At 59.6% G+C, this 18,384-nt stretch carries 18 protein-coding genes and 1 pseudogene; 13 read left to right on the top strand and 6 right to left on the bottom strand.

Annotation, left to right across the window (positions count from 1 at the left end; all coding sequences use genetic code 11):
- The first annotated feature begins 260 nt into the window (after nt 1–260).
- Entirely contained in the window at nt 261–629 is a 369-nt protein-coding gene (locus tag RHSP_RS36030; protein ID WP_081615325.1) for a DUF4189 domain-containing protein, read from the top strand.
- A gap of 113 nt (nt 630–742) precedes the next feature.
- Here RHSP_RS36030 and RHSP_RS16645 read toward each other — a convergent pair whose 3' ends face one another.
- A complete protein-coding gene (locus RHSP_RS16645; protein ID WP_004119521.1) occupies nt 743–1,186 on the bottom strand; it encodes an ester cyclase in 444 nt (147 codons plus the stop codon).
- A 90-nt stretch (nt 1,187–1,276) separates the two neighbouring features.
- Between RHSP_RS16645 and RHSP_RS16640 the strand changes: the two genes are divergently transcribed.
- Nucleotides 1,277–2,185: a LysR family transcriptional regulator gene (locus RHSP_RS16640; RefSeq protein WP_037152470.1), complete on the top strand. Its 909-nt coding sequence runs from the start codon at nt 1,277–1,279 to the stop codon at nt 2,183–2,185.
- 55 nt (nt 2,186–2,240) lie between these two features.
- A pseudogene (locus RHSP_RS33655) lies at nt 2,241–2,586 on the top strand (HNH endonuclease); the annotation flags it as partial.
- A 715-nt stretch (nt 2,587–3,301) separates the two neighbouring features.
- Here the strand turns inward: RHSP_RS33655 and RHSP_RS34665 are convergent.
- Nucleotides 3,302–3,703, bottom strand: coding sequence for a hypothetical protein (locus RHSP_RS34665; protein WP_157385360.1), 402 nt, complete (start codon nt 3,701–3,703; stop codon nt 3,302–3,304).
- Nucleotides 3,704–4,310: 607 nt separating this feature from the next.
- Between RHSP_RS34665 and RHSP_RS16630 the strand changes: the two genes are divergently transcribed.
- Complete coding sequence (locus RHSP_RS16630; protein ID WP_004119515.1) at nt 4,311–4,865, top strand: hypothetical protein; 555 nt, start codon at nt 4,311–4,313, stop codon at nt 4,863–4,865.
- Between the two features lie 347 nt (nt 4,866–5,212).
- Here RHSP_RS16630 and RHSP_RS16625 read toward each other — a convergent pair whose 3' ends face one another.
- Together RHSP_RS16625 and RHSP_RS16620 are read right to left on the bottom strand one after the other, a co-directional pair.
- Entirely contained in the window at nt 5,213–5,641 is a 429-nt protein-coding gene (locus tag RHSP_RS16625; protein WP_004119513.1) for a universal stress protein, read from the bottom strand.
- 9 nt (nt 5,642–5,650) lie between these two features.
- The gene (locus RHSP_RS16620) at nt 5,651–5,956 is read right to left on the bottom strand and encodes a hypothetical protein (RefSeq protein ID WP_004119510.1); all 306 of its coding nucleotides are present in this window, start codon (nt 5,954–5,956) and stop codon (nt 5,651–5,653) included.
- Between the two features lie 492 nt (nt 5,957–6,448).
- Here RHSP_RS16620 and RHSP_RS16615 point away from each other — a divergent pair, with 492 nt between their 5' ends.
- Entirely contained in the window at nt 6,449–7,837 is a 1,389-nt protein-coding gene (locus tag RHSP_RS16615) for an NRAMP family divalent metal transporter (protein ID WP_004119508.1), read from the top strand.
- A 138-nt stretch (nt 7,838–7,975) separates the two neighbouring features.
- On the opposite strand, the gene RHSP_RS16610 is transcribed toward RHSP_RS16615, so the two are convergent.
- Both RHSP_RS16610 and uxuA read right to left on the bottom strand, forming a co-directional pair.
- On the bottom strand, nt 7,976–8,665 hold the full coding sequence (locus tag RHSP_RS16610) for an RraA family protein (protein ID WP_004119506.1): 690 nt from the start codon (nt 8,663–8,665) through the stop codon (nt 7,976–7,978).
- A gap of 13 nt (nt 8,666–8,678) precedes the next feature.
- The gene (gene uxuA / locus RHSP_RS16605) at nt 8,679–9,869 is read right to left on the bottom strand and encodes a mannonate dehydratase (RefSeq protein ID WP_037152525.1); all 1,191 of its coding nucleotides are present in this window, start codon (nt 9,867–9,869) and stop codon (nt 8,679–8,681) included.
- Between the two features lie 198 nt (nt 9,870–10,067).
- On the opposite strand from uxuA, the gene RHSP_RS16600 reads away from it, so the two are divergent.
- The 8 genes from RHSP_RS16600 (at nt 10,068) to RHSP_RS16565 (ending at nt 18,358) form a co-directional block, all read left to right on the top strand.
- Nucleotides 10,068–10,802 carry a FadR/GntR family transcriptional regulator gene (locus RHSP_RS16600; RefSeq protein WP_004119502.1) on the top strand — a complete coding sequence of 245 codons (735 nt, stop codon included), beginning with the start codon at nt 10,068–10,070 and terminating at the stop codon, nt 10,800–10,802.
- Nucleotides 10,803–10,924: 122 nt separating this feature from the next.
- On the top strand, nt 10,925–11,890 hold the full coding sequence (locus tag RHSP_RS16595) for a substrate-binding domain-containing protein (protein WP_004119501.1): 966 nt from the start codon (nt 10,925–10,927) through the stop codon (nt 11,888–11,890).
- A 76-nt stretch (nt 11,891–11,966) separates the two neighbouring features.
- Complete coding sequence (locus tag RHSP_RS16590; RefSeq protein WP_004119500.1) at nt 11,967–13,511, top strand: sugar ABC transporter ATP-binding protein; 1,545 nt, start codon at nt 11,967–11,969, stop codon at nt 13,509–13,511.
- Nucleotides 13,508–14,500, top strand: a complete 993-nt coding sequence (locus tag RHSP_RS16585) for an ABC transporter permease (protein ID WP_004119498.1) — start codon at nt 13,508–13,510, stop codon at nt 14,498–14,500. Before RHSP_RS16590 ends, RHSP_RS16585 begins: the two co-directional genes overlap by 4 nt.
- 19 nt (nt 14,501–14,519) lie before the next feature.
- Nucleotides 14,520–15,305 (top strand): SDR family NAD(P)-dependent oxidoreductase, encoded by a 786-nt coding sequence (locus tag RHSP_RS16580; RefSeq protein ID WP_004119496.1) that lies wholly within the window; start codon nt 14,520–14,522, stop codon nt 15,303–15,305.
- An 18-nt stretch (nt 15,306–15,323) separates the two neighbouring features.
- Nucleotides 15,324–16,436, top strand: a complete 1,113-nt coding sequence (locus RHSP_RS16575) for a mannonate dehydratase (protein WP_004119494.1) — start codon at nt 15,324–15,326, stop codon at nt 16,434–16,436.
- A gap of 9 nt (nt 16,437–16,445) precedes the next feature.
- Complete coding sequence (locus tag RHSP_RS16570) at nt 16,446–17,345, top strand: SMP-30/gluconolactonase/LRE family protein (RefSeq protein ID WP_004119492.1); 900 nt, start codon at nt 16,446–16,448, stop codon at nt 17,343–17,345.
- Nucleotides 17,342–18,358, top strand: a complete 1,017-nt coding sequence (locus tag RHSP_RS16565) for a hypothetical protein (protein WP_004119489.1) — start codon at nt 17,342–17,344, stop codon at nt 18,356–18,358. Before RHSP_RS16570 ends, RHSP_RS16565 begins: the two co-directional genes overlap by 4 nt.
- Nucleotides 18,359–18,384 lie beyond the last annotated feature (26 nt).

Here is an 18,384-nt window from a genome sequence, read left to right as displayed (position 1 = left end):
ATGATGGGGCGAGTACCATGGTGCCCGCCCCATTTTTGTCAGCCCGAGCTCCGAAAATCTTCCCGGTGTCGAATACGCCGCCATCGATGCAGTGCTGGCCCGAGTGGAGGCGGCTAAACCCTTGATCGCCATATGACGCAGGAGTTCCACAGACCTCGACATTAAGGGAAAAGCTTTCGATGACCACCTCACAACAGTAGGCGAGACGCACTTTACAAACGGGTGTGACGACCGTCCACCTTTACTTGGGACCTAGAAACATGACATCTTTGAAATTGACTGCAGCAACCACTGCGCTGGCAATCACTCTTAGCACGGGCATTGCTTCCGCGGCCCAATTTGGGGCGATTGCCTATTCGAGAGACACAGGCTCCTACGGCTCTTCTCATAACTATTCTTCGCGAGCTGGTGCTGAGGAGGAAGCGTTGTCGGCGTGTTCTTCCTATGCTGATGATTGCAGGGTGGTCGTCTATTTCCGCAACGCGTGCGGCGCACTCGCTGTCGGCAGTGAACGGGGCTACGGCTGGGGTTGGAGCGCAAGACGCAACCAGGCACGAGACATCGCGATCGCGAACTGTGAAGAAAATGATAGCGGCTGCCACGTCGTGAGCTGGACTTGCTCGAAATAGCGCTCGACGCACTTTTTAAACCGGGGCGTTTCTACGCTGAGGCGAGTGCCCCGGTTGCTTATCGGTAAATGGCCCTGCCTCGGGGGGCTGAGGCAGGGCTGTGAGGCTACCCCTCACTTGGAAAGTGGCCATGCGCCCATCTGCGCGAACCAGCCAAGCCAATCTTCCATGTGCCATGTCTGCGTCAGACGACCGTTTTCGATCGTGTGAAACTCATGGATCGGCAGGGAAAAGCTCTTGCCGGTCGGCGCGACGCCAAATAACTCGCCGATATGGCGGCCCGTCATCACGCCACGAACGGCGATCTTGCCCGGCATACCGATCATCTCGATGATTTCGATCTTGAGGTCGGCAAAGACTGCGGAAAACCCAGAGATCAAAGGCTTGGCGCCTTCACGTCCCGGCTCCTGGTCCGGTGCCAGCGGAATGTCCTGCCAGTCGGCCGTAACGCAGTCGTCGAGTAGGTCAGGATGCCCTGCGAAGGCTTTATAGAACGTGTTCAGGGTCGCGAGATCTTGCTCGTTCACGCCTGTGGCTTGGAGGGTCCCATCTGTCATGTCGCTGTTTCCTTAGTTGCGATCAAAAATCAGTACCTTTCCGCAAGCCATGTTTGAAATTGATTATGGATATGCATTAACATTCATCTTATGGATTTACACGGAATAGACTTGAACTTGCTGGTGGCCTTTGACGCGCTGATGGCTGAGCGTAGCGTAACCCGCGCTGGCATCAGAATCGGGCGGACCCAACCCGCGATGAGCGCCGCGCTGTCGCGCCTGCGGGCGCTACTGGGGGATGAGTTGTTCGTTCGCAGTCCAGACGGGCTTCAGCCAACACCGCGTGCACTGGATCTTGCCGAGCCACTTGGGCACGCGTTGGCCGAGATCCAGAGAACATTGGAGTTCACGCAAATCTTCGAGCCCGCCAGCTCGACGGCAACGTTCTCCATCGGACTTTCGGAGCATGCCGCCTTCGTGGTCTTGCCAAAGCTTCTTGCCAGGCTTCGGCAATTGGCCCCAAACGTCGTGTTGCGGATGCGCAATTTCGTGCATCGGGACGATGCCATCACTCTTCTCGACGCAGGTGAAGCCGATATCACCATAGGTGTTCCGCACACGTCCGTCGGACGTATTCTCAGCCAGCCACTGTTTGAAGAGCGTTTCGTGTGCATCCTGCGCAAGGACCATCCCGAAGCGGGAAGGCTACTGACGCTGAAATCATTCATGCGCATGTCGCACCTTCTTGTCTCACCCGAAAACGAGCGTTTCGGAACGGTGGATGCGGCGCTGGCAAAACAGGGCCTGCGGCGACGGCTGGCGGTGACCTTGCCACAGCTCTATGCGGCCCCAGCGCTTGTCGCCTCTTCCGATCTCGTCGCTACGCTGATGGAGGGCGTGGTGCGCGCATCTGGCTATGCCGACAAGGTATATGTGTCGCAACCGCCGCTGGACCTCGGGCCGGTTGCGTTTAACATGTCCTGGCACCGGCGCAACGACGTTCATCCCGCGCAGCGATGGCTACGGGCGATCGTACCCAACCTTGAGTTCGGCGGATGACGAAGGCGATGAGGGTAGGTCCACCGGACGCTGAGCGCCTTCAGTCCTTTATGCTTTTTTTGCCATAGCAAAGAGCGCCCAAGTCATCCCTGACCCGAAGATGAATGGCATTTATCTGGCGCTTATCGGACCTGGCAGTTATCTTGATTTTATCAATCCTGTTCCGTTCAGCGGCTCTGATGAAGTAATTGAACGTGGTGTCTTGACTGAAGACGGACGGACTTCGGGCAAAGCACAATCGGCGGTGCGGCCCATTTCCGCCGCGGATTTCAACCGTATTCTATCGGCGGCTTAAATGAGCCTGAACCCGAACCGCCAGGGACGGTGCCTCTTGCGATGGGATTTGAAGACTTGGATCAAACTCCCTTATCTTTGAGCAAGAGCGCCATCGCGTGATGCAGCCCTTGACAGTTCTTCAGACCTGTCGGGAACATGCGACGGCGAGCTCTGCCGGCAGAACCTTGTTTGCGATCTCGCGATTGGAAAAGAAAAGTAGTAATGACACAGACCGCCTGATGAAATATCTTGCGCGCTTCGGCATCAGATTGAGGGCGCCAAACTACGGTGACCGACGGCAGGTTCGGCAATGCTTCTCTCCAAAATGCCGAAAGACGAGCTTCATAGATCAGGCTGGTCTAAAACGTAATGTTCTCAAACGCGTATCAGGATTATGGGTTGTCTGAAACGTCGGGCCGGCGGTTCGTATCCTTTCCAGAGCTACGATTCGTATCGCAGCATAAGCAGTTTGTTGATTTCCGCCAGAAAGTGATCCAGCCGCAGATTTTGCGGTAGCCCGCGCAAAAGCGCTCAATCACTTGGAAGGTTTTGCCATTCTTCGCTCGAACGGAGGCACGCTAAAGTGGGACAATCGGCAGAGAGGGTATCGGTTGCTGTCGATGGTCTCGATCAAACAATAATTCCGTGCATGGCGACGCCTGCCAGGAACGCGGCGGCCATCATTGTGGCGGACCTGATGAGGAATAGCGGATCGTCAAAGCGGTAGATCGCATGAACGATGTTCATCGTCGCCGGATCTCCTGGATTTCGGAACAGGTCTATAGAGGGCGTCAGCTCGGCAAGCGTGACCGCCCGTCCTAGCGCTATTCCGCGTGGGCTTCAGCTCTTGTGTTTGCCGCCCTGCGGGGCGCTTCTCGAGGCGGCCTTGATCTGGCCGGCGAAGCTTGCTTCTGTCTTCACCGCCGCCTTCTCCTGTTTCGGCTTCCGCGCTTCGCGATTGCTTCTTATTTGTCCTTTGGCCATTGGGGCGATCCTTTGATCGTTGAAATTGGTAGAGCCGACCCCAGGGGCCAGCCGAAGCTTAAGCATGCGCTCAAATGAGGCCGTCGTCATCAGTCGTTTGAGATGCGCGACGCTGTTTGGCCTCTCTGTTCGTCTTTTTATTGTTTTTTGCGGGATCGAGGACTGGCTCCGTACCGTTGGTTTCGACATCCGTTCGGCAATGGTTGCGGATCGGGCTTTTTCTCGAAACGGAGCACTCGTTATTCGCTGCTTTGACAAATTACGGAGCGCTCCGCTGAAGCATCAAGGAGCGCATCCGGGAACTGGCTCTTGGCTGGCGAGAGCGGTGGCCAGCAGGCCAAGCATGCACTAACATTCCAGCTGGATCCCCCAAGGGGGCAGGCCAGCCGAGACGCCCCGCGCCGGTCAACGGGCGGCGCTTGCTGTCGACATCGTTGCAGCACTGTGGCCCGAACGCTGCGGAGCACTCGTCTCTGTCAGCGGCTATCTCATCGGCAGTCAGGTGTTGAACAAGGCGCGTTGCCGCCCAAGGCGGATCGCGCGGACCGGTGACGAAGGTGCCGAGTCTGGCTCACGCACCGCGGATTCATTGACGGCTATGTCGGCGAAGCCGAAGTCGTAAGAAGTGTCGACGAGGTGTGATGGCTTGCGCCGCCGCTTGATGGCAAATTTCTTCTATTGGTCTTCATGAAAATTAAGTCTTATGTCTTTCCGAGTTACAATTTCGTATGCAGAAACATATTCGAAAGGAGTAGTAATGAAGGATAATAACAAGTTTCACTAGGATTTAATGACGTATATTTCGGCTCATGTCCAAAGTGTATACATGATGAGTTCCAATATCTTCATTGGAGAGGGTCGATCCATGGGAGACGTTTCAATCCACACGCGGGTGGTCTCGGCTGCAATTCGGCTTGTTGCATGGACCCTTCCGGCGATTGCCCTCCATGCCTCACCGATTTACCCGGCTGAACACAAAATCGAAGTTGCTCAGACTGACATTGCTATCGTTTTTCTCGATCCAGACTCTTTTCCCAAAGCCCCCTCGAAGTCAGCGTTTGAATCCCCCAAGCCTTCTAACCGCAAGAGCTACTTCACCATCGAGTGTCGCGAGAATTTTGAGGAAATAGAGGGAGTGGGAGGGCCAAGGCACAGATTTTCAGCGACCAGAAAGTACACGATCAATACAAAACAACGCGTCTGGAAAGAACCTGGTGGTGAACTCAAAAAATTGAGAGTCGAAGGCGACGAACTGGTTCTTGCCGATCATGGATCGGCGTCTAAAAAACGCTACCACGAGGTACTCAATCGGACGACGGGAAAATACTTGCTATATTCGAACCATAGGAACGTCGTGCTGATCGGCTATGGGACATGTGATAAAGTCGATTTGGTACCTTTTACGTTCAATAAACTTTAAGCGGTGTGAACCCTTCGAGGAAACCAGTCGCGCATCACGCTATGGCGCCTGCGCCGCCACTCGCTCAGCAGTTCGAGATTCTCGCTGCCCGAAAAATTCAGCGCAAATCAATCGTGTCCCTGTGCTGATCGCCGGGTCGCATGTTCGATCTCTATTCAAGAGCAAAATGTTGTTTCGCGGGCGGGAAGCGATGGTTTTGCGGCGATCATCTATGATATCGGCCGAAACGAGCTTGAGCATGCCCGTTTCTGCCACCGGAAAGCCGAATTCGTGCTAGGCTTGAACGTCCTAGGGAGGCTATCCGCTCTTGCTTTGATCGCATTCCAGGGACTGTCAAATTTAAAGCCCTAGTCGTCATCTTCGCCTTCGCCGATCCGGTCGATAAGAACGGAAGCTCGGGCGTGACGCACGACGTGGTCGACGGTCGAGCCGAATATGCGGTCGAATATGTCGGAGGTATGGGCGGCGACGACGATCAGCTCCGCATTTCTCTCCTTGGCAATCTTCAGGAGTGTCCGTGCGGCGGGGCCGGAACGAACATGAATGAAAGCCGGGATATCCAGGCGTCTGCACAATGTGCCAAGCTTTTCCTCGGCCTCGCCTATCATCGAGATTGCCCAGCCGTCAGGGCTCTCTTGCCCCGCTGGGAAGCGCTCGACGATGTGCGCGGCCGTCAGCTCCCCTCCCGGAGCCAGCAAGGAGTACGAGGTTCTCAGAATATGCTCGGCACGCTCGCGGGATCCAAGACCGATTGCACAAATGATCCGTGTGTACATCATGCGCCTCTAGAAAGTGTCTGTTCCGGAGCAGCAGATAAATTCGGTCTTCAGCCCACTCGCATGCGCCTCCTTCAGCAACCGATCCGCGCTCAGCACATCGACAATGATCTCGCCGGCAAAGGATTGTGCGAGGGGATAAGCCAAAGTTTCGCGCATCCACGCCTCCGCGCGTGCAGAAACGGCGTCGATCTGCCAACGTGCATTATCCAGGCGGCTTAGGCGGAAATCATATCGATCCTTCTCCATCGGCACGCAGCCAGCACCGGCGAGGAGGGCCTCTTCATTTCGTGTGATGACGGGCTCATGGGTCATCGTCTTCCTCCGATATCGCGGCGCACCCGCATTTCTTCCGAGAATGCAGGGCGGAATGGGATTACCGCGAGGATAACTCCACATCGGAAAGACCGGCATTGATCGCGATCAAATGAAGGCAACTTGCTTGTTATCCACTCTATGTTCGGAGTGTGTCGCAGCGGCTATGAGCCTGATGACGGGCCAACCGCCATTGCGTCCGGGACATGATATTCATTGCGACGCTGTGTTGATGATCCGATGAATTGGACAGCTTCTCGCGCATGAGAGGTGAGGGCGGCATCGGCAATTCGGCCCGTGCGATTTCGGCGGCAAAATGGCAATCATCGGACGTGCTTCTTGATCCAACGCAATGTCGGCCTTTGTGCGAAAGGCAATCGTAAGGAGCGGTTAGCGTGCTGCGAGGTGAATAAAAGCGCGCTGTTGTTGGCTCGGCGGCGATGAGCTTATCAGCTGGATGGGGCTGCGTGCCCAGTTTGGCAGCTCAGGTTCATGTTCGTCGGCGATGCAACGCCAATTTACTTCGATGAATCTCTTGGTTTTATTCCGATTGGAGATGAGGCGCATATGGCATCCTCCGAAAATATTGCTTCGACACGACGCGCGAAAATCATCGACCTGCTTTGGTCCCGCTTGAAGGAGCATCCGCTTGCACGCGTAGGACCGGGCCTCATCACCGGGGTCGCCGATGATGATCCGAGCGGGATCGCCACTTACTCGCAGGCTGGGGCGCAGTTCGGGCTCAACATGCTGTGGACGATGCCGCTGACATTTCCGTTGATGGCGGCGATCCAATCCATGTGTGCCCGCATCGGTCGGGTGACCGGAAAGGGGCTGGCGGCCAACATCAAGCTTGCCTTTCCACCGGCCATCCTTCAAGGCGTGGTGCTTCTTCTTCTCATTGCCAACATCCTGAATATTGCCGCCGACGTCGCCGCCATGGGAGAGGTCGCAGAACTGGTCACCGGGTTTGGGCGCCACGCCATGACCATACTCTTCGTCGCGTGCACATTGCTGCTTCAGATTTTCATTCCCTACCATCGCTATGTGATTTTTTTGAAATGGCTGACCTTGTCATTGCTCGCTTATGCCGCAGTCTTGTTCACGATACATGTTCCCTGGCGCGAGGTGGGCATGAGAACAATCTGGCCGAAGCTTTCGCTTAATTCTGACGTCGCGGCGGTCGTCACGGGCGTTTTCGGCACCACCATCAGCCCATATCTCTTTTTCTGGCAGGCGTCGGAAGAGGTCGAGGATATGGAGCGCAAGTGGGGTGGCGTCTCGCTCATCGCCGATCAGCCCAATGCCAACACGGAACTGCGACGCATTCGCTGGGACACATGGAGCGGCATGTTCTATTCCAATATCACAGCCTACTTCATCATCCTGGCGACGGCCATGACATTGAACGTGGCCGGCGTCACCGACATCAATACGGCAGCCGAAGCCGCAAGCGCGCTGAAGCCGCTCGCAGGCAATTTCGCCTTCGTTTTGTTTGCTCTCGGTATTCTGGGCGTGGGTCTGATCGGCGTGCCGGTTCTGGCTGGTTCAGGTGCCTATGCTCTTTCCGAAGCCATGGGCTGGAAAGAGGGGCTCGAGCTGCGATTTAAGGATGCGCGGGGCTTCTATGGTGTGATCGCAGTCAGCGTGCTTGCAGGAATGATCATTCAATACTCACCGATCAGTCCCATGAAAGCGCTGTTCTGGAGTGCGGTCATCAATGGCGTGGTGGCGGTACCGCTCATGGTCGTTGTCATCCTTCTCGCGTCGAGCAAATCGGTGATGGGCGACTTCACCGCCCCTCGAACACTCATAATGCTCGGTTGGGTCGCAACCGCCATCATGGGAATGGCGGCGATTGGCATCCTTATCCCTGGCTAGGCCTTTCTTGCTGCGCGCTCTGCCTTGGCGGCAGCCTTGTGCGAGACCGCCGGCTGTTGCCCTGTCTTCGATAGAGCCAGCTTTCGTTCTAATGTACCGCCGCCAACCCTGCAGCCGCAAGGAAACGGCCTCGGATCGTCACATGACGCCGAAGCGTTCAAATGCCTCCACGGTACTCATGCCGGCTTCGATCGCCAGCCGGACTTTGTTCTCGGTCTCAGCTTTTTCCAGCGCAAGCGTAATCGCCTCCCGCTCTGCCTCGCGTGGAACGACGAGAACGCCGTCGCGGTCCGCGAAGAGGATATCGCCGGGCCTTATGCGGATCCCGCCGATCTCGATCGCGACACCGTAGTCGACGACCTTGCCGCGCGGTCCCTGGTCTTGCGCATAGGATCCGTAGCAGAAGGTCGGAAAGTTGAGGGCGAGGATGCCGCTGCTATCGCGGCAATAGCCATCGCAGATCGCGCCTGCCGCCTTGAGCTGAAGGGCCCGCGTCGACATCAGCTCCCCCCAGACCGCATAACGCGGCGAGGCGCCGGAGCACACATAGATCTCGTTGGGTTTCAAACTGTCGAGCGCGTGGAACATCAGGCCGAAAGGCCTGCCGCTAATATCCGAGTTTCCGCCCGTTTCGGCAGATGCAAAGAAATCTGCTTCCAGAACAGGCATCGCTCGCCCGATGGCGACCATGTCGTCTCGGAGCGCGCGAATCTGTGGCGGCAAAAACTGGTGCTGCAAGCCCATCGTGTCGAGTATATCGCCGACCACGGCCGTAAACAGCCGGTTGCGCATGGCGGTAAAGAGTTCGGTGTCGTCGTCAAAGCGCATCATCTGCTTCCTCTCAAAACCTTTCCGTCATGGCTGTTGCGATCCCTTGCATGACGCCTCTTATTTCGGCGAGGCCCTTCAGCCGCCCGATCAACGAGTAGCCGGGATTGATCTTTTCTTTGCCGATGTCGTCCGCCAGCAAATGCCCGTGGTCCGGGCGCAATGGGATCTGCCAGTCTGTGCGGCCTTCCTCAAGGCGCCGCTTTTGCTCTTGCATCAGCGCGAGGATAACCGCCGGTATGTCGCTTGATCCGCCAAGATGGTCGGCTTCATAGAACGAGCCATCCTCTTCGCGCTGGACATTGCGCAGATGGGCAAAGTGGATGCGTGGGCCGAACTCGCGGATCATGGCCGGCAAGTCGTTGTCGGCGCGCGTACCGAAGGAGCCGGTGCAGAATGTAAGGCCGTTGGCCGGGCTCTCGACCGTGGCGAGAATACGCCGCGCATCTGCCGCCGTGGAAACGATGCGCGGCAGTCCGTAAAGCGAAAACGCCGGATCGTCGGGATGGATGCAGAGCCTGATGCCCACCTCCTCTGCGACAGGCACGATCTCCTTGAGGAAGCGCGCCAGGTTGGCATGCAGATGATCGGCTGTCATGCCGTCATATTCCGCAAGGGCAGCAAGAAAGCTCGCCCGGTTGAACTGGCGCTCGGTTGCTGGCAGGCCGGCAATGAGATTGCGCTCGATCCTGTCGATCTTTGCCGGATCCATCCGGCCAAAACGTTCGCGTGCCGCGAGAATCTGTTCCTCCGAGTAGCTGTCTTCGACATGCGGACGCTTCAATGCGAACAGGTCGTAGGCGGCGAAGTCAACGGCATCGAAGCGCAGCGCGTAGCCGCCATTCGCCAGTGGCTGCATCAGTTCGGTGCGTGTCCAATCGACCACCGGCATGAAATTGTAGCAGACCGTCGCAATACCGGCGCGCGCCAGCGCTCTCAACGTGTCCTTGTACCAGCCGATATAGCGCGCACTGTCGGCGGTCGCGAGCTTGATGGAATTGTGGACCGGAATGCTCTCGACGACGCTCCAGCGCATGCCGGCCGCTTCGATCAATGCCTTGTGTGCCAAGATCTGATCATCGGACCAGGGGGACCCGTCATAGATTTGGTGCAGCGCTGAGACGATCCCTGTCGCTCCTGCCTGCCGGATATGGGCGAGTGGCACCGGATCATCCGGCCCATACCAGCGAAAGCACTCTTCCATCAGCCTCATGCGAAAACTCCTGCCCACGGTTTCGGGCGTTTTAATTGTTGGACCACAACTCCTATTAAGGCGCGACGAGGCAGATAATTCAAGATAGGTTTTGAGGGAAATCGGCAAAAATTCGAAAATTGAGATGTGAGTGCTTGACTATTTGAATAAACTGGACCAACAAATAGATCATCACAGGGAGGATTGTCGGTGAGCAGTTCGCTACGGGAAGATGCGTTGTCGAGTATGGAGGTCGTCGAGCCAGGCAAGACTTCGGCCGTGGATCGGCTCATCGAACAGATTCGCGACATGATCTCCGAGCGCGGCCTTGGCATCGGCGATGCGCTACCGACCGAGCGCGATCTCGGCGAACAGTTTCAAGCTGGCCGCAACACGGTGCGCGAGGCGCTGCAGGTGCTGCGCGCCTATGGCATGGTCGAAACCCGGCCGAAGGTCGGCGCAGTCATCAGCGGCGGTCATGGTGAGGCGATCCGCCGGCTCTTCGCCTTCCACAATGGCATTTCACCCGACTCCTTTCGTGATCTGCAGGGCTTCCGGCGGATCATCGAGACGGGTGTCGGCGAGCAAATCATTCTGACGGCAAGTGGTGCCGACTTCGACCGGCTGGACGCGATCAACAGGCGGATACTGGAGGCCGAGAGTGTTGAGGACGCGGCGCGTTGCGATTACGAGTTTCATTCAGCGATCGTCGAACTCTCCGGCAACCGCACGACGCTTGCCGCCTACCACATGCTGCGCTCGGTGATCGAGGAAGTGATGCGCCTCGGTAAAGCGGAGCGCCCAGTGCATACGGCAACCTTTGAGGCGCACGCAGAGATTATCCGGGCGCTGCGAGCCCGTGATCGCATCGCCTATGTTTATCTGATGAGCAGACACCTGGAATTCGGCTTGCGGTTCGTCGACGCCGATCCGGTCGATCCGTAATCGCGACAAGCACATTGGAGATTTGACCTGAACCGCCCTCGGGCGGAGCGGGCAACCGTTTGCCGGATACTCTCGCCCGTTGATCCGGCGGCACCAACAGGGCACTTGGGAGGAGAACCAACATGAGCAAAACTAAACGCGGCATCCTGACGCTTGCGGCACTACTGGCCACCGTCAGCTTCGCGCCGAATGCAGCATTTGCTGCAGGCAAGGCGATTGCCGGCATCGTGTTTCAGCAGGACCAGTATTTCCGCGGCATTCAGATCGGCATGCAAAAGGCGGCGAAAGCTGCTGGCGACGAGCTTCTGGCCGGCAACAGCGACAGCAAGCTGGAGAAGGAATCGCAGCTCATCGACACCTATATCGCCCGCGGCGTGAAATCGATCGTCGTGGCGCCTCTTTCTGCCGACGCCTCGGTGCCGGCGCTCAAGAAGGCGCGCGCCGCCGGCATCACGGTCGTGACCTACGGCACCTCGGCCAATGGCGACGTCGCGCAGGCGACGGTGACGAGTTCGGATCGCGATATCGGCATCGGTACCGGCAAAGCGGCGGCCGACTTCCTGAAGACGCTCGGCAACGGCAAGAAGGTCAAGATCGGCACGCTCGCCTTCAAGGCACTGCTGCCCGAACAGTCGAATGCCCGGGTCGAGGGTTTTCTGAGCGTCGTCAACGATCAGGTGGAGATCGTCGCCCAACAGGATGCGTGGCTGGCGGAAAAAGCGCTTGCCGTCGCCAGTGACATGCTGACAGCCAATCCCGATATCCGGGTGATCTATGCGGCGAACGAAGGCGGCACAATCGGCGCGGTGCAGGCGGTCAAGAAGGCGGGGCTGGAAGGCAAGGTCTTCGTCTTCGGCACCGACGGCTCCGAGCAACTCGCCAATATGTTGCTGAATTCGGACAATGTGCTGCAGGCGACCACGGCACAGCAGCCGCTCGAAGTTGGGCGCCAGGCGATCGAGGCCGCGCAGAGTCTGCTCGACGGCAAGACGATCGAGACCAAGGTCAAAGTGCCGGTCCTGCCTCTGACGCGCGCCGATGCACAGGCCGTTGCGGCATACAAGGAAAGTCTCAAGGCGCTGAAGTGATAGCGGCCCCGACGCGAATCAGGTGGCGGGGGCATTGCTCCCGCCCCTCCTTCGTCTTGCACAGCAGGAAATTAGCATGACCTATTCGCAAGCCAATTCAGTCGTGTCGGACGGGGTGCAGGGGCGGCTGGACTTTCGGGCAGTGACCAAACGCTACGGCCCGACGGTCGCACTTTCCGAGTTCAGCCACAGTTTCGCGCCCGGCCAGGTGCATGCCCTCATGGGTAAGAACGGCTCGGGCAAGTCGACGCTCGTGAAGCTTCTCGCAGGCGTAACGGAGCCGACATCCGGCACGATCAGCGTCAACGGCGAGGATCGCCATTTCAACTCGCCGCATGATGCCTTCGAGGCCGGCATCGTGACCGTGCATCAGGAGCTCTCGCTGGTCCCGGAGCTTTCGGTCGGCGAGAACATCTTTCTTGGCCGTTTGCCGCATCTGCGCCGTGCCGGTTTCAGCGTCGTCGACTGGGAAGGGCTCCATCGGCATGCCGGCGAACTGCTTGCCGACATGGGGCTCGCTATCGATTCCCGTCGGCCGGTCTCGGCGTTAAGCGTCGGCCAGCAGCAGGTCGTGGAGATCGTCAAGGCGATGTCCTTCAACCCGTCGATCCTCCTTCTCGATGAACCGACATCGGCGCTTGCGTCTCGCGAGGTCAAGCAGCTCTTCGCGCTGATCGAGCGGCTTCGCGCCCGCGGCGTGACGATGATCTACATTACTCATCGGATGAGCGAGCTTTTCGAGATCGCGGATACCTGCACGGTGATCCGCGACGGCCATTATATCGGCGCGGTCGAAATGAAGGCGACGACGCCCTCGGCGATCGTCGGCATGATGTTCGGCGATGCGGCCCGCGCGACACGTCCGCCTCGGCGGACGCTCGATCGCACCAAGCCGGTGCTTGAGGTGCGTGGTCTCAGCCGGACCGGGCATTTTCACGATGTATCCTTCGACCTCTATCCCGGCGAGATCCTCGGTATCGCCGGGCTGCTCGGCGCCGGACGCTCGGAACTCATGCGGGCGATCTTCGGCGCCGACCGGGTCGATGGTGGCTCCGTCATGCTCGAGGGCCGCCTCATGACCGGCGCGAGCCCGCGCGAGATGCGCAAGGCCGGCCTCGGCTACACGCCGGAAAACCGCAAGGAAGTGGGGCTCGTGCAATCGCTCTCGACCACAGATAATCTTTGCATGGCAAGCCTTGGTCCGATTTCGAGCAGAGGCCTCATCTCGCGCCGGCGCGAACAGCCGCATGTCCATCGTCAGATTGCCGATCTGCATATCAAGTGCGCTGACCCGGAATTGCCGGTGTCCTCGCTTTCCGGCGGCAATCAGCAGAAGGTGGTGATCGGCAAATGGCTGAACCGGCATCCTTCAGTGATGTTCTTCGACGAGCCGAGCCGCGGCGTCGACGTTCAAGCCAAGCGGCAGATCTTCGACATCATCTGGCAGAAGGCCGCCGACGGTCTCGCCAGTATCTTCGTCTCGACTGAACTTGAGGAAGTACTCGAGGTGGCCGACCGTATCCTGGTGATGCACCACGGCGCGATCGTCGCCGAGATCGATCCCACGAAAACCGACCTCACCGAACTCTACGGCCTGTGCATGGAAGGGGCCCGGCAATGACACTTGTGAACCAAACCGCGGAACGTGGCGGACAGAACGTGCCGCTTCGTTTCCTCAAGACCTACCCGATGGAGATCATTCTCGCAGCGCTGGTGATCTTCCTGATTCTGGTCGCACCCGGATTTGCCTCGATCAGCAACGTGCTGAACGTGCTTCGCACGGTCTCGATGCTCGGCATCATCGCCTTCGGCATGACGGCCGTCATCATCAGCGGCGAGATCGACCTTTCGGTCGGCGCGGGGGCGGCGCTCGCCGGCTGCATCGTCGCCTGGTTTGCCGACCGCTTCGGCGACGTGCTCGGCGACTGGGGCGCGGTGACGGCAGGTTTTGCCGTGGCTCTGTCGCTCGGCTTTACGCTCGGCTATCTAACCGGCCGCTTTCGGCAATGGTTCAACGTGCCGACCTTCATCACGACCCTTGCGCTTTTTGCGGCGCTGCGCGGCGTCGCCAACCTTATCACCGGCGGCTTTCCGCTGTCGTCCTTTCCGCTCGGCTTCGATTTCCTGGGCGGCGGCTATCTCTTCGGAATTCCGTTCCCGGTCTATATCTTCGGGCTCACCTTCGCCGGCATGCACTTCCTCATGAAGTATACGAGCTTCGGCCGCGAGATCTATGCCGTCGGCGGCAACATGGAGGCGGCGCGCCTCTCCGGCATCGACATCTGGAAGGTGAAGGCGTTGACGCTCGGTCTGACGGGCGGGCTCACCGCAGTCTCCGGCACGCTCATCGCATCGCAGATCGGTGCTGGAACCGGGACGACCGCAACCGGCATGGAGCTCGACGTGATCGCGGCCGTCATCATCGGCGGGACCTCGCTTTTCGGCGGCAAGGGCCGCATCTGGGGCACGCTGATCGGGGTATTGTTCCTCGGCTGTATCTCCAACGGCATGACGCTGATGAATGTCAGCGAATATTGGCAATACGTCGTGCGCGGCGGGATCATCCTCGGCGCGGTGCTCCTCAATCAGGTTCTGGAAAGGGTGCGCTGAGACAGGCGCTGAGACAATCATGACTGAATTCAAAGGAAAAATCGCGCTGGTCACCGGCACATCCGGGATCGGCCTCGCCTCGGCGATCCGCCTGGCTTCTTCCGGCGCAGCCGTGCTTGCTTGCGGCAACGATGCTGCCACCAACGAGGTCTTCGACCGTATCGCCAGGGAACGCGGCCTGCCGATGTCGACGCGGCTGACGGATGTATCCGTGGAGGACGAGGTGGAAGCGGCCGTCCGCGAGGCGGTGCTGCTCCATGGTGGCCTCGACGTCATCGTCAACGCGGCGGCCGTTCATCCCTTTGGCACTGTGCTCGATACCAGTGCCGAAACCTGGGCGCGTTGCCTCTCGGTCAATGTGGGTTCGATCTATCTGACCGGCCGCTTCGGAATTCCGGAAATGATCAAGCGCGGCGGCGGCGCGATCGTCAACATTTCTTCGGTGCAAGGCCATGCCTGTCAGCAGAACGTTGCGGCCTACGTTGCCTCCAAGGGCGCCATCCATGCGCTAACCCGCGCCATGGCGCTCGATCATGCGGCGGCGAAAGTCCGGGTGAACTCGGTCAGCCCCGGCTCCGTGCGCACGCCACTGCTCTCGCTCGCGACCCGCACCTATGGCGGCGACGGCGTCAGCGAGGCGGAGGCCTTTGCCCGCTTCGGCGCTGCGCACCCGATCGGGCGCATCGGCGAGCCGGAAGAAGTGGCCGAGCTGGTTGCCTATCTCGCCTCCGAACGCGCAGCCTTCGTCACCGGCTCGGACTTCCGCATCGATGGCGGCCTCACCGCCGGAATCGGCGTCAAATAACCACACAGGAAACGACAGATGAAGATCGGCCTTGGGCTCTACCGGGAGCAGCTCACCCGGGATAACTTTCAGTTTGCGCTGCAGGCGGGTGCGACCCATGTCGTTGCGCATCTCACCAATTATTTTGCCGGCAAAGATCCGAAGATCGCCAGCGGCGATCAGGGCGGCTGGGGCGATTGCTCCGGCGATCAGCTCTGGTCTTTCGAGGAACTTTCGGCGCTGGTGAAGGACGTGCGCGCGAGCGGCCTGGAGGTGGCGGCGATCGAGAACTTCTCGCCGCGCTTTTGGTCCGATGTGCTGCTGGACGGGCCGGAACGGGTGCAGCAGATCGAAGGACTGAAGCAGCTCATCAGGAATGCCGGGCGCGCTGGCATCCCCTGCATCGGCTACAATTTCTCGCTTGCCGGCGTCTATGGTTGGACGCGAGGACCCTATGCCCGCGGCAATGCCGAATCCGTCGGCTTTGGCGTAGAAGACAGTATCGCGCCACGGCACGATGCGCCGATACCGGACGGCATGGTCTGGAACATGCGCTATCGTCCCGGCGCAGCCGACGCCGCCCCTGTCTCTGTCAGTTCGGCGGAGCTCTGGGACCGCCTCGCGCATTTCCTGAAGGAAGTCGTCCCCGTCGCTGAGGAGGCAGGCGTCGTTCTCGGTGCTCACCCTGATGATCCGCCAGCGGAGCAACTGCGCGGCACGGCGCGGCTGGTTAACCGCCCGGAGAAATACGACCGGCTGATGGCGATCGTCGACTCGCCGTCGAACGGGCTGGAACTCTGCCTCGGCTCGCTGCAGGAAATGCCGGGCGGCGACATCTACGAACATGTTCGCCGCTTCGCCCGCTCCGGCCGCATCGGCTACATCCATTTCCGCAATGTGCGTGGAAAGATGCCGCACTATGTCGAGACCTTCGTCGATGAAGGCGACATCGATATGGCCGAGATCATCCGCATTCTGCGCGACGAAAATTATCAGGGCGTCTTGATACCGGACCATACGCCGGCCATGACCTGCGCTGCCTCCTGGCACGCGGGCAAGGCGTTTGCGCTCGGTTATATGCGCGCCCTCGTGCAAAACGCGCATGCGCTTGGTCCATCCCGTTCACACCCGGCCGGCATGGCGGCGGAATAGGAGGCATTCATGGCGCGCTCGCTTATCTGTGTTGCACCTGTCGGCGACCGCTGCGGCGAGGGCGCCGTCTGGTCGATGGACGAGGCGTCGCTCTACTGGACGGATATCAACCGCTTCCTCGTCCACCGCTACGACGAGGCAACGCGGGCGGTCAGAACCTGGCTGTTCGACGAGCCGGTGGTTGCCGTGTCGCTGACCCAGGAAACCGACCGCCTGCTCGTCGCCCTCGGTTCGAAGCTCATCTGGTGGTGGCCTGAAACGGACCGGCGGGAAGATCACGGCTTTGCCCTGCAAGGCGCCCCACGTGTACGGCTCAATGATGGCCGGGCCGATCCCGCCGGGAATTTCTGGGTGGGCTCGATGAAGAACAATGTGCTGCCCGATGGCGAACTTGGCGAGGCTGGGCCAGGGGAGGGTATTCTCTATCGCATCACGCCCGATGGTGCCGTCACCGAGTGGCGGCGTGACCTCGGCATCTCCAACACGCTCTGCTGGAGCCCCGATCGCCGCACCTTCTATTTCGGCGATACGCTCGCAAACGAAATCTACGCCTTCGACTATGATGTAACGAAAGGAGCCATATTCGGCGAGCGGCGTTTCTTTGCTGGTTTCGGTCGCGGTTCACCCGATGGCTCGGCCATCGACAGCGCGGGGTTCCTCTGGAATTGCCGGTTCGGCGGCGGCTGCATTGCCCGCATTGCGCCCGACGGCAGCCTCGCCGAGTTGGTCGAGATGCCGGTGACCAACGTCACCACATGTACCTTCGGCGGCGCTGATTTGAAGACGCTTTACATCACCACCGCGAGTGTGCTTGCAGCGCCCCGCGAGCGCCTCGCGGGAAGCCTGTATGCGATGCGGGTCGAGGTCGCCGGCCTACCCGAGAACCGATATGGAGCGGTAATCCCGTGAGGACGACGACGACACGCAAAGCGCTCGCCTGGGCGCACGGGTGCCTTTCGGTGCAATCACTCGGTGGAATGCTCGGCCCGGTGCTGTTCCTGTTGCCGGACGGTCGGCAGGTCAGTCCCTTGCATGTCGCCCGCTGGGGTCATGATCCCCGGCGTGGAGCCCTACCGGAAATCCTGCAGGAATTGCGTGGCGAGTGGCCCTGCGTACCTTTCGGCGGTGATGCCGACCGGGCTCTCGCCGCCGGCTGGACAGCGACGGGGGAGAGTTTCGCAGGAGCGACCGTGCCGCACGGCCATAGCTCGAATGTCCATTGGGACTGGAGCGTTTGCGACGACCGCCAGCTCAATTTGGAGTGCCGCTATCCGGAGGACCATCCGATCCGTCTGCTTCGTCGGCGTATCGTTCCGGACCCGACCGCGGCTGCCGTTGACATCATATTGGAGATCGAGGCGCGGCGTGCGTGCCGTCTTCCCGTTGGCCTGCATCCGACTTTCCGGCTACCGCTTCGCCCCGGTGCGGTTACGATCGAACCAGGTGAATACGATCGAGTGTGGAGCTTTCCCGGCGACGTCGAGCCGGGCGCGGCCCTCTTCGCCCCGGCCCGGCAATGGCCGTTGCTCGATAAGGTTGAGACACGCGGTGGAGAGACCGTCGACGCGACGCAGGTGCCGCTTGCTGCAGAGGCCGAGGACTTGCTGCAACTGACCGGCATTAGCGGCAGCGTCGCGCTCCACTACCGGGACGAGGGGTTTCGCGCGCGGCTTGACTGGCAGAAAGAGCACTTCCCGAGCCTCTTGCTCTGGTACAGCAATCGCGGGCGCAAGGCCTACCCATGGGACGGGCGGCATGTGGCGCTCGGAGTCGAGCCGATTGCCTCCGCCTTCGATCTGGGGCCGGCGATCTCCTCAGCGTCCAATCCATTGGAATTGGCAGGCGTCGCCACCACTCTCTCCTTTAGGCCCGATCGGATATTCACCAGCCGTTACCGGCTTTCCGTGGAAGCCGCCGTATAGCCTGCGTTAATGGGGGCAACTGTTAA

This window comes from Rhizobium freirei PRF 81 (assembly GCF_000359745.1).
GTDB classification, from domain to species: Bacteria; Pseudomonadota; Alphaproteobacteria; order Rhizobiales; family Rhizobiaceae; genus Rhizobium; species Rhizobium freirei.
This window is presented reverse-complemented; position numbering and strand designations above follow the sequence as displayed.

Coding starts and splice junctions, on each gene's coding strand:
- RHSP_RS36030 (WP_081615325.1), top strand. CDS start 261: ATGACATCTTTGAAATTGACTGCAGCAACCACTGCGCTGGCAATCACT.
- RHSP_RS16645 (WP_004119521.1), bottom strand. CDS start 1,186: ATGACAGATGGGACCCTCCAAGCCACAGGCGTGAACGAGCAAGATCTC.
- RHSP_RS16640 (WP_037152470.1), top strand. CDS start 1,277: ATGGATTTACACGGAATAGACTTGAACTTGCTGGTGGCCTTTGACGCG.
- RHSP_RS16630 (WP_004119515.1), top strand. CDS start 4,311: ATGGGAGACGTTTCAATCCACACGCGGGTGGTCTCGGCTGCAATTCGG.
- RHSP_RS16625 (WP_004119513.1), bottom strand. CDS start 5,641: ATGTACACACGGATCATTTGTGCAATCGGTCTTGGATCCCGCGAGCGT.
- RHSP_RS16620 (WP_004119510.1), bottom strand. CDS start 5,956: ATGACCCATGAGCCCGTCATCACACGAAATGAAGAGGCCCTCCTCGCC.
- RHSP_RS16615 (WP_004119508.1), top strand. CDS start 6,449: ATGTTCGTCGGCGATGCAACGCCAATTTACTTCGATGAATCTCTTGGT.
- RHSP_RS16610 (WP_004119506.1), bottom strand. CDS start 8,665: ATGCGCTTTGACGACGACACCGAACTCTTTACCGCCATGCGCAACCGG.
- uxuA (WP_037152525.1), bottom strand. CDS start 9,869: ATGGAAGAGTGCTTTCGCTGGTATGGGCCGGATGATCCGGTGCCACTC.
- RHSP_RS16595 (WP_004119501.1), top strand. CDS start 10,925: ATGAGCAAAACTAAACGCGGCATCCTGACGCTTGCGGCACTACTGGCC.
- RHSP_RS16590 (WP_004119500.1), top strand. CDS start 11,967: ATGACCTATTCGCAAGCCAATTCAGTCGTGTCGGACGGGGTGCAGGGG.
- RHSP_RS16585 (WP_004119498.1), top strand. CDS start 13,508: ATGACACTTGTGAACCAAACCGCGGAACGTGGCGGACAGAACGTGCCG.
- RHSP_RS16580 (WP_004119496.1), top strand. CDS start 14,520: ATGACTGAATTCAAAGGAAAAATCGCGCTGGTCACCGGCACATCCGGG.
- RHSP_RS16575 (WP_004119494.1), top strand. CDS start 15,324: ATGAAGATCGGCCTTGGGCTCTACCGGGAGCAGCTCACCCGGGATAAC.
- RHSP_RS16570 (WP_004119492.1), top strand. CDS start 16,446: ATGGCGCGCTCGCTTATCTGTGTTGCACCTGTCGGCGACCGCTGCGGC.